The organism is Winogradskyella sp. UBA3174 (genome assembly GCF_002364335.1).
In the GTDB taxonomy this organism is placed as follows: Bacteria; Bacteroidota; Bacteroidia; order Flavobacteriales; family Flavobacteriaceae; genus Winogradskyella.
Window position 1 is genome coordinate 25,498 of the sequence record NZ_DEXW01000037.1, and the last position, 12,667, is coordinate 38,164.

The 12,667-nt window shown below is 32.0% G+C and carries 12 protein-coding genes and 1 pseudogene; 11 read left to right on the forward strand and 2 right to left on the reverse strand.

Annotated features, from left to right (window positions below; all coding sequences use genetic code 11):
• Positions 1–96 precede the first annotated feature (96 nt).
• The gene (locus B2U95_RS05015; RefSeq protein WP_296313438.1) at positions 97–630 is read left to right on the forward strand and encodes an RNA polymerase sigma factor; all 534 of its coding nucleotides are present in this window, start codon (positions 97–99) and stop codon (positions 628–630) included.
• Positions 631–641: 11 nt separating this feature from the next.
• Positions 642–1,433, forward strand: a complete 792-nt coding sequence (locus tag B2U95_RS05020; protein ID WP_296313439.1) for an anti-sigma factor — start codon at positions 642–644, stop codon at positions 1,431–1,433.
• Positions 1,434–1,495: 62 nt separating this feature from the next.
• Here B2U95_RS05020 and aqpZ read toward each other — a convergent pair.
• A pseudogene (gene aqpZ, locus B2U95_RS05025) lies at positions 1,496–2,214 on the reverse strand (aquaporin Z).
• Between the two features lie 126 nt (positions 2,215–2,340).
• Here aqpZ and B2U95_RS05030 point away from each other — a divergent pair.
• The 7 genes from B2U95_RS05030 to B2U95_RS05060 are packed head-to-tail and all read left to right on the forward strand — an operon-like array spanning position 2,341 to position 9,645.
• Positions 2,341–2,544: a membrane or secreted protein gene (locus B2U95_RS05030; RefSeq protein WP_296313441.1), complete on the forward strand. Its 204-nt coding sequence runs from the start codon at positions 2,341–2,343 to the stop codon at positions 2,542–2,544.
• A 6-nt stretch (positions 2,545–2,550) separates the two neighbouring features.
• Positions 2,551–3,663 carry a glycosyltransferase gene (locus B2U95_RS05035; protein ID WP_296313442.1) on the forward strand — a complete coding sequence of 371 codons (1,113 nt, stop codon included), beginning with the start codon at positions 2,551–2,553 and terminating at the stop codon, positions 3,661–3,663.
• Positions 3,654–4,214, forward strand: coding sequence for an RNA polymerase sigma factor (locus tag B2U95_RS05040; RefSeq protein WP_296313443.1), 561 nt, complete (start codon positions 3,654–3,656; stop codon positions 4,212–4,214). The genes B2U95_RS05035 and B2U95_RS05040 overlap by 10 nt, the downstream gene beginning before the upstream one ends.
• Positions 4,198–5,442 (forward strand): NRAMP family divalent metal transporter, encoded by a 1,245-nt coding sequence (locus B2U95_RS05045; RefSeq protein ID WP_296313445.1) that lies wholly within the window; start codon positions 4,198–4,200, stop codon positions 5,440–5,442. The genes B2U95_RS05040 and B2U95_RS05045 overlap by 17 nt, the downstream gene beginning before the upstream one ends.
• Before the next feature lie 50 nt (positions 5,443–5,492).
• Positions 5,493–6,365, forward strand: a complete 873-nt coding sequence (lipA, locus tag B2U95_RS05050; protein ID WP_296313448.1) for a lipoyl synthase — start codon at positions 5,493–5,495, stop codon at positions 6,363–6,365.
• On the forward strand, positions 6,365–7,381 hold the full coding sequence (gap, locus tag B2U95_RS05055; RefSeq protein WP_296313450.1) for a type I glyceraldehyde-3-phosphate dehydrogenase: 1,017 nt from the start codon (positions 6,365–6,367) through the stop codon (positions 7,379–7,381). The genes lipA and gap overlap by 1 nt, the downstream gene beginning before the upstream one ends.
• A 29-nt stretch (positions 7,382–7,410) precedes the next feature.
• Complete coding sequence (locus B2U95_RS05060; protein ID WP_296313457.1) at positions 7,411–9,645, forward strand: tetratricopeptide repeat-containing hybrid sensor histidine kinase/response regulator; 2,235 nt, start codon at positions 7,411–7,413, stop codon at positions 9,643–9,645.
• On the opposite strand, the gene lpxK is transcribed toward B2U95_RS05060, so the two are convergent.
• Complete coding sequence (lpxK, locus tag B2U95_RS05065; RefSeq protein ID WP_296313458.1) at positions 9,642–10,640, reverse strand: tetraacyldisaccharide 4'-kinase; 999 nt, start codon at positions 10,638–10,640, stop codon at positions 9,642–9,644. The genes B2U95_RS05060 and lpxK overlap by 4 nt on opposite strands.
• Before the next feature lie 40 nt (positions 10,641–10,680).
• Here lpxK and B2U95_RS05070 point away from each other — a divergent pair, with 40 nt between their 5' ends.
• Together B2U95_RS05070 and B2U95_RS05075 are read left to right on the forward strand one after the other, a co-directional pair.
• A complete protein-coding gene (locus tag B2U95_RS05070; protein WP_296313459.1) occupies positions 10,681–11,775 on the forward strand; it encodes a Nif3-like dinuclear metal center hexameric protein in 1,095 nt (364 codons plus the stop codon).
• A gap of 2 nt (positions 11,776–11,777) precedes the next feature.
• Positions 11,778–12,563, forward strand: a complete 786-nt coding sequence (locus B2U95_RS05075) for a zinc ribbon domain-containing protein (RefSeq protein WP_296313460.1) — start codon at positions 11,778–11,780, stop codon at positions 12,561–12,563.
• The last annotated feature ends 104 nt before the right edge of the window (positions 12,564–12,667 follow it).

Below are 12,667 nucleotides of genomic sequence, written 5' to 3' on the forward strand. Positions count from 1 at the left end.
TATATGATGACCACCTCGTTTGGTGTATTTGTTATATTTACCTTTTAAAACAGATTTTAGACATTCTAAAAACAAGAAAAATAACACTTTAACATTTTGAGTATTACACCTATAGAACAAAAAATTATCGACTTTCTCCAAAAAGGTGATAAACGCGCTTTAAACTTATTGTATGAGAACTATTCTAATAGTCTCTACGGTGTTATATTAAAAATTATAATTAACGAAGAAATTGCCCAGGACGCCTTACAAGAAACTTTCATTAAAGTGTGGAAAAATGCTACAAAATACGATGCTAAAAAGGCTAAACTCTTTACTTGGCTATTTAGAATTGCAAGAAATACTGCCATTGACAAACTAAGAAGTTTCAACAATAGATACCATAAAGAAGTCCAAATCGATAATTCAAACGTATATCTCTTACCAACAAACAATTTAAACCAAGATGTCTTGGATATTAAAGAACATGTTGGGAGACTAGAAGAAAAGTATCAAATAGTGTTAGACGCATTATTTTTTCAAGGTATGACACAACAAGAAGCTAGCGATGAATTAGACATTCCGTTGGGTACTATAAAATCTAGATTAAAAATAGGATTGAGAGAACTCAAAAAAGTTTACAATCCATAAATTTTATTAAGATGGAAAAAAAATTACATAACTTTTTAGACTCTAACCTACTTAACAAATACCTAGTAGGTGAGTCTGATATTACTGAAACTGCTGAAGTAGAATTTTTTATTGCCAAATATCCTGAAGCTTCTGAAGCTTACAGAAAGCTCCAAGATAATTTAGAAATAATAGCTAAAGTTGGTGCTGTTGATATACCAAATCATATCTTATCAGATATCCTAACATCATTAGACGCGTCTAACGAGACTAAGGTTATTCAGCTTGTACAAAATAGAAGAACACCTTGGTACAGCATTGCAGCAAGTGCAGCAGCGGTATTATTTGCAGTAACTTCTTTTATGTTATATCAAAAAAATCAAAATTTAAACGACGAAAACAATGTTGTTATTGATGAAATTTTTGACTTAAGAAGTGATATCGAAAAGAATAATTCTAAGTTATATGACCTATCTAAAGAGTTATTGAAATTAAATAATCCTGATGCTAGAAAATATGTAATCACAGGCAATGATCGTGCAAAAGACCTAAAGACTGTAGCATACATTAATTCTGTTGAAAAAACATCTATGATTGATGTTATTACGTTACCACAATTACCAGCAGAACAACATTATCAAATATGGGCAGAGCTAGAGGACAGAATGGTAAACTTAGGTATCTTAGATGAGTCTGACCGTAAGCTAAAGCAAATCCCATATATGGAAGACGCGTTAGCCCTTAGCATTAAAATAAGCAAAAAGGGAGATGTTGCAAACGAAAATAATACTGAAGTTGCAGAAATATCTCTAAAAGATAAATAGAAAAAACCTAAACACTAAATTTAGTGTTCAGGTTTTTTAAGACTTAAAAATCTGTTTAAAATTTAATCTCTATTTGGAGCCATAAACTTATAAACAATACCTGCCAAAATAGCACCAACAATTGGAGCCACCCAAAACAACCATAATTGCCCCATTGCGTCTGCACCTGCGAATATTGCAGTAGCAGTACTTCTAGCAGGATTAACTGATGTATTTGTAACAGGAATACTAATAAGGTGAATTAGCGTTAAAGCCAAACCAATTGCCATACCACCAAAACCTAGTGATGCATTTTTATGCGTTGCACCTAGAATAACGATTAAAAACATAAATGTCATTACAATCTCCGTAACTAACGCACCTACTAAACCAAAGTTTACACCATAAACATTTGCATCATAAAATTACTTGCAAATGCTCCTGCGTTTACAACTCCATCACTATCAGAAAAGCCGGTAAAATCGACAGAACTACTTACAATCAAATACAAAATAGCTGCACCAGCAGTGCCACCTAATACCTGGGAAATGATATATCCTGGTAAATCTTTACCTTCAAATCTACCTCCAAAAAATAATCCAATAGAAACTGCTGGATTAAAATGACCACCTGAAATATGGCCTAATGCATAAGCGCCAGTTAGAACAGTAAGACCAAATGCTAAAGAGACTCCTACAAGTCCTATTCCAACACCTGCAACACCTGCAGCTAATACTGCACTTCCACACCCACCTAGTACTAATCAAAAAGTACGAATAAATTCTGCTAATAGTTTTTTCATAATAAAATAGTTAGTTAATAATATAATTAATAGTTATAAGACACAACAATAAGGCGTTAAGTCACATTGAAGAAGGGCAAAGAAATAAAGTAAAAGTATTATCTTTGCATTAAATTTAATAAATTAATGAAACTTTTACTACTTACTCTAGGTTTATTAGCACTTGCAGTTGCAGGAATCACCATTAAGATTTGGGCTAAAAAGGACGGCAAATTCGCTGGTACTTGCGCTAGTCAAAACCCAATGCTAAACACAGAAGGAGAATCTTGTGGTTTTTGCGGCAAAGCACCAGATGAATATGAAGACTGTAGTGAACCTCAACATTCATAAGGTTTAATGACGTTTTTTTCGATACTGTTTTATCTTTTTATCGTCATTGTTTTTATACAGGTTGTTTATTATTTAAGTTTCCTTTTTTCATTTTCAATAACAAAACAAGAAGCTAAAACAAAACGTAATATTCCACTTTCTTTAATTATCTGTGCCAAAAATGAGGCAGAAAGTTTAAATAATAATCTTCCTTTATTTTTAAGTCAGAATCATTCAGAATTTCAAATTGTCTTAGTTAATGATGGCTCATCTGATGATACTCTGGAAGTCATGAAGTCTTTTGAAGTTAACCATAAGAACATTAAAATTGTTGATGTTAAGAATATTGAAGCATTTTGGGGAAATAAGAAATACGCACTTACTTTGGGTATAAAAGCATCAAAGTATGACTTTTTAGTATTTTCTGATGCAGATTGCCATCCTAGTTCTAATAAATGGTTGACTGAAATTAGCAGCGAATTTTCAAATGAAAAATCAATCGTTTTAGGTTATGGTGGATACAAAAAAAAGAAGCACTCATTTTTAAATAAACTTATACGTTTTGAAACCGTAATGACTGCCCTACAATATTTCTCTTATACAAATTTAGGTTTACCTTATATGGGTGTTGGTAGAAATATGGCCTACAGAAAAGAATTATTCTTTAATAATTCTGGTTTCAATAGTCATATGAAGATAAATTCTGGTGACGATGATTTATTTATAAATGAAGTGGCTGACAAAAAAAATACGGCTATTTGCACAAGTCAAAATAGTTTTACGCTATCAGAACCTAAAACATCTTTAAAAGATTGGCTCATTCAAAAACGCAGACATATTAGCACTGCTAAACTATACAAAAAAAAACATCAGATGTTGTTAGGTGTTTTCTATACCTCTCAACTTCTGTTTTGGCTTTTAGGCATCGTTTTATTAGCTTTGGGATATGAATGGGAATTAGTAATCCTATTGATTGCTTTTCGTTTCTTAGTTCAGCTAACCACATTCGGACTTTCTTCAAAAAAACTAAATGAAGTTGACCTTTTATTTTTAGCACCACTACTAGAATTATTTTTAATTAGCACCCAATTAATTATCTTTAGTGCTAACCTAATATCTAAACCGAAACATTGGAAATAAAGCACGCAATACATAAAGCTAAACAAAATGACCAAATTGCGTTTAATTTTCTCCTAGACAACTACTGGAATGCTGTATATGCGTTTCAGCTTAAACGTACTCAAAACGAAAATGATGCTGAAGATATAACCATTCAAGCCTTCTCTAAAGCTTTTGATAAGATTAACACCTATGATGAAACTTATAATTTTAAGACATGGTTAATTACCATTTCAAAAAACATTCATATTGATTTAGTTAGAAAACAACAGAAGACAATAAAAAATACATCTAAAGATAATGATGAGAACTACTTTCAAATCATAGATGACTCACCCACACCTGAAGATAAAATAATTACAGAACAGAATTTAGCTAAATTATTAAAAGATATAAAAAAGCTAAAACCACATTACCAAAAGGTGATTAATTTAAGGTATTTTCAAGAATTAAGTTATAAAGAAATTTCTGTTGAGCTTAAAGAACCTATTAATAATGTCAAAGTAAAATTGTTAAGAGCTAAAAAATTACTTGCCGAGATAATTACTAAGAGTGATGCTTACAAACCTTAAAAAATTAGGCCCAGGCTTATTATTTGCTGGTGCGGCAATTGGAGTATCTCACTTAGTCCAATCTACTAGAGCTGGAGCAGATTTTGGAATGGGCTTGCTATGGGCTTTACTATTAGTGAATTTATTTAAATACCCATTTTTTCAATTTGGTCCTAGATATGCATCAGCAACAGGTGAAAGCTTAATTGAAGGTTACAGAAAATTAGGCAGAGGAGTCTTAGCAAGTTATTTCGTATTAAGCTTGGGAACTATGTTTACTATACAAGCCGCAGTAACTATTGTAACCGCGGGTTTAGCTAACTCGCTATTTGGAGATATTGGAACAATAAATTTAGGTAGTATTTCAATTTCTAGTATACAAATTTGGACTGTCATAATCCTTATAATTTGTTTAATAATTCTATTTGTAGGCAAATACAATGTCCTAGATAAACTTATAAAAATCATTATAATTACATTAACGATAAGCACACTTATCGCTGTTGGTTTTGCTTTTTCTGGTTTTGACAAACCACTCTCATTTGTTCAGAAACTACCTGAAAATGGAACAGAAATAGCTTTCTTAATTGCGTTTATGGGATGGATGCCTGCACCCTTAGATATTTCTGTCTGGCATTCTATTTGGACTATTGAAAAGAAAAAAACTCAAAAAACATTTACGCCAAAAGAAGCGTTACTAGATTTTAATATCGGTTACGTAAGCACCATTGTTTTAGGCATTGCTTTTTTAAGTCTTGGCTATCTTGTTATGTTTCAATCTGGTGAAGCTTTTAGCAATAAAGCAGCTGTGTTTTCAAATCAACTGATAGACTTATACACTAAAAGTTTAGGTAATTGGGCATATCTTATAATCGGGATAGCAGCATTTACAACTATGTTTAGTACTACTATAACCACATTAGACGCTTCACCAAGAGCGATGTCAAAAAGTTTAGATAGTCTAACAAACAAAACTAATAAAAATGGTTATCGTAATTGGATTATCGTTTTAACCTTAGGCACGCTAATAATTTTCTTTCTATTTGCATCAGAAATGGGTTTACTCATTAAAATAGCAACCATCTTATCTTTTATTACTGCTCCTTTTTATGCTATAGTAAACTATAAACTAATTTCTAGTAAGCACACACCTGCGGTATGGAGACCAACTCTAAAATTGCACATTCTTTCTTATTTAGGCATAATTTTCTTAATTGGTTTTAGCCTCTGGTACCTTACAACACTATAGCTAATTTTAATGATTTACTTTGTATCTTTGTATTTCTGAAACGAAGACCTATGGAAACGCAAGTAGCATCAAACATATTACCAGAAAGAAAACCTAAGTGGTTAAAGGTAAAACTACCTACCGGAAAAAAATATACTGAGCTAAGAAGTTTAGTAGATAAATACAAGCTTAACACTATTTGTACTTCAGGAAGCTGCCCAAATATGGGAGAATGCTGGGGAGAGGGCACTGCAACCTTCATGATTTTAGGTAATGTATGCACACGTTCTTGTGGATTTTGTGGTGTTAAAACAGGTAGACCAGAAACTGTAGATTGGGATGAGCCAGAAAAAGTTGCACGTTCTATAAAAATCATGCAAATTAAGCATGCTGTATTAACGAGTGTTGATAGAGATGATTTAAAAGACATGGGAAGCATTATGTGGGCGGAAACTGTTAATGCTGTAAGGCGAATGAATCCTGAGATTACTATAGAAACCCTCATTCCAGATTTTCAAGGTATAGAAAAACATATAGACCGTATCGTAGATGTAGCACCAGAAGTTGTATCTCATAACATTGAAACCGTTAGGCGCCTAACTCGCGAAGTTCGTATACAAGCCAAGTACGACAAAAGCATGGGAGTTCTCAAATATTTAAAGCAACAAGGACAACGTAGAACCAAATCTGGCATAATGTTAGGACTAGGAGAAAAGCGCGAAGAAGTTATTGAAACTCTGCACGATTTAAGAGAAAATGATGTCGATGTTGTAACAATTGGCCAATATCTTCAACCTAGTAAAAAGCACCTACCAGTTAAGCAGTTTATAAATCCAGATCAATTTGATGAATACAAAGCTATCGGTTTAGACTTAGGTTTTAGACATGTAGAAAGTAGTGCTTTGGTAAGATCTTCATATAAAGCGCAAAAACACATTAATTAATGATCACTATAGCCATTAATGGTTTTGGCAGAATTGGTCGTCGTGTATTTAGGCTAGCATTAAATCACCCGCAAATTAAAGTTGTAGCCATTAATGACCTAGCAGACGCAAAGACACTAAGTCATTTACTAAAATATGACAGTATACATGGTGTACTAAATAAAAAAATTAGTTGTGATGATAACCACATTATAGTTAATGACATTTCTATTCCGTTATATAATGAAAATCATCCAAAATTATTAAACTGGTCTAAGGTTAAACCAGATTATGTTATAGAATCTACAGGAAAATTTAAGACTAAACCAGAATTACAACATCATATAACTAACGGAGCTAAACGCGTCATATTATCAGTTCCTGCTATAGAAGATGATATTAAAACTATTGTACTTGGCGTCAATGAAAATACATTAGATGGCTCGGAAACGATTTTATCTAATGCGTCTTGTACAACAAACAATGCAGCACCTATGATTTCTTTAATTAAAGAAAACTTCGGTATAAAACAAGCTTATATTACAACCATACATTCTTATACTACTGATCAAAGTTTACACGATCAACCACACAGAGACTTAAGAAGAGCTAGAGCTGCTGGGCAATCTATAGTACCTACAACGACTGGTGCAGCAAAAGCATTAACTAAAATTTTTCCTGACTTATCTGACGTTATTGGTGGTTGCGGTATACGTGTACCTGTTGCTAACGGCTCATTAACAGATATCACCATTAATGTTGAAAAACCCACCTCTATTTCAGAGGTTAATGCAATCTTTGAGAATGCAGCTAAAAATGAGTTTAAAGGCATTTTAGAATACACTGAAGATCCTATTGTATCAATTGATATTGTTGGCAATCCTCACTCCTGCATTATTGATTCTCTAATGACTTCTGTCATTGGTAATATGGTGAAAATTGTAGGTTGGTATGACAATGAAACGGGCTACAGCTCGAGAATATTAGATTTAATCTGCTATTTATCGGACAAAAGAGCACTTTTGTCGAATAAATAATTATATTTGTTCATCATAAAAGAGCTGAAATGTCCCAGATCAAATACCACTTATTTGTTTTTTTAGCATGTTTTTGCACACTTGTCTCTGCTCAGCAAGATAATGTTCAAGACAAAGATATGCTCATAATCGAGCTTCAAAGTCATGTAGACCAAGCGAAGCTAGACAGTGACCGTGGCAACTATAATAGTGCTTCGGACAATCTAAGTAAAGCATTAGAGATTGCTGAAAAAATTGATGATAAATCTAACCAAGGAAAAATCTTAACCAAGATTGCAAAAGTTCAATACATAGATAACAAAGAAGACCAAGCCAATATTTCTATAAGTAAAGCACTTAAAATTCAAAGAGAAATAGATGACTACGGAAGCCAAGCCATATCATATAACATAAAAGGTGTATTTCATAGCAACAGAGAAGAATATGATAGTGCTTTAGACTATTTTAAATCAGCAAAAAACCTATTCGAACAAGAAGATTTAGAAGAATACATCTCAGAAGTTACCTTAAATAAAGCTAAAGTATATATAGCTCTAAAGCGTTACGATGATGCTAAATCTGAATTAGAAAACACAATTATAATTACTAAGAAATATAAACAAAAGCGCAGATTAAGTAGCGCTCTAATACAAAGTAGTATAGTATCAAGTAGTTTAGGCAATATTAACTTAGCATTAACTGAGGCAGAAAAAGGCTTAACCATAGCTCAAGAATCTAATAATGCTGAGAATATTAACGAAGCTTATTTAACCCTCAGTACTATACACGAAAACAATAACGACTACAAAAATTCTTTCTTATATATTAAAAAATACAATCAGTTGTCCGACTCACTTTCAAAAGCAAAACGTAAAAACTATGCTTCTGGAGACACTGGAGAATCTATTAATGAATACAAAAAAGAATATGAAGATTTAAAAAACCAGATGGATGAAGTTAAAGCTGAAGGTAATTTTACAAGAATAACAACGGTTCTTAGTATAGCATTAATTACAATTTTATCACTCCTAACATTATCACTTTATAAAAATAATAATATTAGGCTTAAGACCAACAATATGCTTCATAAGAAGAATGATGAGCTTATCGTTGCAAAAGAAAAAGCCGAGCTCGCCTCTAAGACAAAAGCCAATTTTTTATCTACAGTAACGCATGAGTTACGCACACCATTATATGCGGTAACAGGCTTAACCAATATGCTATTAGAAGAGGAACCTAAGGAGCATCAAGTACAACATTTAAAATCTTTAAAGTTCTCGGGTGACTATTTATTAACCTTTATAAATGACATACTTCAAATAAATAAAATTGAAGCTAATAAAGTTGAGCTAGACCCTGAAAGTTTCAACCTTAAAAATAAAATCGAAAATGTAATTTCAGCATTATCAAATTCTGCAAAAGATAATGGTACAAAATTACATTGTGATTACGATAACGGTATACCTGAATCTTATAACGGTGACCAATTAAAAATTTCCCAAATCTTAATTAACCTACTTGGTAATGCTATTAAATTTACAAAAGATGGAGACATCTGGGTGAGAGCATACAAAATTAATGTAAAAGACAATTTGTACACGCTTCGCTTTGAAATTGAAGATAATGGTATTGGTATTACAAAAGAAAAACAAGATCACATGTTTGAGAGTTTCTCTCAAGGTTCTGTGCAAATTAACAGAAAGTACGGAGGAACAGGTCTTGGTTTGTCTATTGTAAAAGGACTTATTCAAATTCTAAAAGGTAAAATTTACTTAAAGAGTGAGCTTGGCAAAGGCACAACATTCTTTTTTGAATTGCCATTAGAACACATTGAAGAAGTTAAAGAAACGAAAGTTGTTGAAGTTAAGAAATCTAGTAAAATGGAAGATTTGGATTTAAGTGAAATTAAAATTTTAATTGTTGAAGACAACAAAATTAACCAGATGATTACAAAAAAAATCCTAAATAAAATGGGACTTTCTTGTGATGTTGTAGATAATGGTGAAGATGCCGTAGAACAAGTTAAATCTGTAACATATAATGTTGTACTCATGGATATTCACATGCCTGGAATCAGCGGTTTAGAAGCTACAAAGATCATTAGAACATTCGATAAGGACTTAACTGTTTTTGCCTTAACTGCCGTTACCTTAGAAGATAAGATGCATGAGTTTGGTGAAGCTGGTTTCAATGACATAATCTCAAAGCCATTTAAGCAAGAAGATTTTGAACAGAAATTATACGATGTCCTTTCTGGTAAAGAAGTAACTTCAAGTTTTTTCTAATTAACAAAAGTTTCTACAGCTTTATCAAAAGCTTCCGCATTGTGTAACTTTAAACGAATCGGTAAATAATATAAATTTTCTTCGAGATTCTTAAAACCTGATAATCTCATAAAATCCTTTTCCGTAGTCACAATTAAATCTATAGATCTTAATTTATCAACATCAGATACTTTAAAATCATAGTGATCTGCATATTCTAAATGATCAAATTGAAGACCCTTAGCACTCAAAAAATCAACCAACGGTTTTGCATTAGCAATGCCTGTAACTAAAGTAAACCTAGGCAAATGCTCTAGCTTTATTGATTTACCAAAGGACAATACTGAATCATTATAGTCAATGTAACTAAAAAAAGCGTGTTGATGAGACTTCAATTTTAATCGCTCTACAATTTTCACCTTTTCTATTTCAGAAATATTTTTATCGCATTTTGTGATTACAATAATATCAGCTCTATTCGCTCCAAATCTTGGCTCTCTTAAATTACCAGTTGGCAATACAATATCTTTAAAATATAAATTATTATATGCAGTCAATAAGATATTAAAACCTGCCCTAATCTGTCTATGCTGAAAAGCATCGTCTAATAATATAACTTCAGACTTTTCCTTTAATCCCATCAATTTAGAGATTCCATTTAGGCGATCAGCATCGACAGCAACTTTAATACAATTAAATTTATTATAAAACTGAAAAGGCTCATCGCCTATAATAGACGCAGAAGTATTTTTATCAGCCAAAACAAAACCTTCTGATTGCCTTTTGTAGCCCCTACTTAGTGTCGCTAGTGATTTTTTATCTTTCAGTAAACGTATTAAATACTCAATCATAGGTGTTTTTCCAGTACCACCAGTACTTAAATTGCCGACACAAATTAGCGGAAAATCATAGGATTGAGAATGCTTAATTCCTCTATCATATAAACAATTACGAAACCATGTTACGATAAAATAAATTGGTACAATAGGGAATAATATGATGCGTATAAACTTCATGAGCACTAAAATATATTATTTTTGAAACAAATAAGCACTTATGATAGTACAAGATGTAATTAATCACCTTCAAGACTTAGCACCTTTAGCATATGCAGAAGATTTTGATAACGTTGGTCTCTTAGTTGGCGATAAAAACAAGTCTGTTTCTGGTGTGCTTGTAACTCTAGATACCCTAGAATCTGTTGTTGATGAAGCAATAGAAAACAACTGCAATCTTATTGTTAGTTTTCACCCTATAATTTTTAAAGGCCTTAAAAAGCTAACTGGTAAAACTTACGTTGAACGTGTTGTGATTAAAGCTATACAACATAATATTTCTATTTTTTCAATTCATACGGCGTTAGACAATGCTTTTGAAGGTGTCAACTCAATTATATGTGATCAATTAGGCTTAAAAAACAAACAGATATTAATTCCGCAAGCAGGTACAATTAAAAAGCTACAAACTTATGTTCCAAAAACAAATGCAGAAGAACTAAGACAAGCACTTTTCAATGCTGGAGCGGGTAGTTTAGGTAATTACGAATCTTGCAGTTTTAATGTTAATGGTGAGGGTACCTATAAAGGCAATGCCGAATCAAATCCTGTAATTGGAAAAAAAGGTGAATTACATACTGAAAACGAAACAGCAATTTCAGTCACTTTTAAAAAACATTTAGAATCTAAAGTTTTAAAAACCCTATTTAAAGCGCACCCTTATGAAGAAGTTGCTTTTGAGGTATCTACTTTAGAAAACACTAACCAACATATAGGGATGGGAATGATTGGTGATTTAGAAACAGCGATGGATGCAAATGAATGCCTAAAATTGGTTAAAACCAAAATGAATGCAAGCGCCATTAGACATTCTAATCTATTAAAAAAATCCATTAAACGTATTGCTGTTTTAGGTGGCTCAGGCAGTTTTGCTATTAATGCTGCAAAAAATGCAGGAGCAGACCTCTTCTTAACTGCAGACCTTAAGTATCACGATTTTTTTAGTGCAGAAAATGACATTGTATTGGCAGATATAGGACATTACGAAAGTGAACAGTTCACAAAAACATTTTTAGTGGACTATCTCTCGAAAAAAATGCCTAATTTTGCAATCATTTTATCAAAGAAAAATACAAATCCGGTAAAGTATTTATAATTATGGCAAAAAAAGCTGAAGTTTCTGTTGAAGAACGATTAAGAGCACTATATGATTTACAGTTAATCGACTCTAGAGTAGACGAGATAAGAAATGTCAGAGGTGAACTTCCTTTAGAAGTAAGAGACTTAGAAGATGAAGTTGAAGGGCTTAACAAAAGATTAGATAAGTTAAGTGATAACCTTTCAATAATTGACGATGATATTAAAGGTAAAAAGAACTTAATTGAAGAAGCAAAATCTTTAATTAAAAAATATAGCGAGCAACAGAACAATGTTAGAAATAACAGAGAATACAACTCGTTGACTAAAGAAATTGAATTCCAAGAATTAGAAATTCAATTGGCTGAGAAAAACATCAAAGAATTTAAGGTTCAAATAGATCAGAAAAAAGAAGTTATTTCTGAAACTAAAAGTCGCTTAAAAGATAGACAAACACACCTTAAACATAAAAAAGGTGAGTTAAATGAAATTCTTAAAGAAACTGAAAAAGAAGAAGAAGCGCTTTTAAGTAAATCTCAAGATTTTCAAAAGAAAATCGATGATCGTTTAGTAAAAGCATACCATAGAATTAGACACAACGTAAAAAATGGCTTAGCAGTTGTTGCAATAGAACGTGGTGCCTCTGGAGGATCTTTCTTTACAATTCCACCACAAGTACAAGTAGAAATTGCTTCTCGTAAAAAAGTAATTACTGATGAGCATAGTGGACGCATCTTAGTTGATGCTGTTTTAGCTGAAGAAGAAAAAATAAAAATGAATAAATTATTTGCTAAGCTTACAAAGTAATTCTTTATTCCATAAAATATATTGAGCCTTCATTAACGTGAAGGCTCTTTTTTTTTAATAAAACTTTAAAAGAATTACGTTTAAGGATTTGTAATTTTATACGA

Bases quoted from the DNA above. Each gene is read 5' to 3' on its own strand.
- gap (WP_296313450.1), top strand. From the start codon at position 6,365: ATGATCACTATAGCCATTAATGGTTTTGGCAGAATTGGTCGTCGTGTA.
- B2U95_RS05030 (WP_296313441.1), top strand. From the start codon at position 2,341: ATGAAACTTTTACTACTTACTCTAGGTTTATTAGCACTTGCAGTTGCA.
- B2U95_RS05060 (WP_296313457.1), top strand. From the start codon at position 7,411: ATGTCCCAGATCAAATACCACTTATTTGTTTTTTTAGCATGTTTTTGC.
- lipA (WP_296313448.1), top strand. From the start codon at position 5,493: ATGGAAACGCAAGTAGCATCAAACATATTACCAGAAAGAAAACCTAAG.
- B2U95_RS05075 (WP_296313460.1), top strand. From the start codon at position 11,778: ATGGCAAAAAAAGCTGAAGTTTCTGTTGAAGAACGATTAAGAGCACTA.
- B2U95_RS05035 (WP_296313442.1), top strand. From the start codon at position 2,551: ATGACGTTTTTTTCGATACTGTTTTATCTTTTTATCGTCATTGTTTTT.
- B2U95_RS05020 (WP_296313439.1), top strand. From the start codon at position 642: ATGGAAAAAAAATTACATAACTTTTTAGACTCTAACCTACTTAACAAA.
- B2U95_RS05070 (WP_296313459.1), top strand. From the start codon at position 10,681: ATGATAGTACAAGATGTAATTAATCACCTTCAAGACTTAGCACCTTTA.
- lpxK (WP_296313458.1), bottom strand. From the start codon at position 10,640: ATGAAGTTTATACGCATCATATTATTCCCTATTGTACCAATTTATTTT.
- B2U95_RS05045 (WP_296313445.1), top strand. From the start codon at position 4,198: ATGCTTACAAACCTTAAAAAATTAGGCCCAGGCTTATTATTTGCTGGT.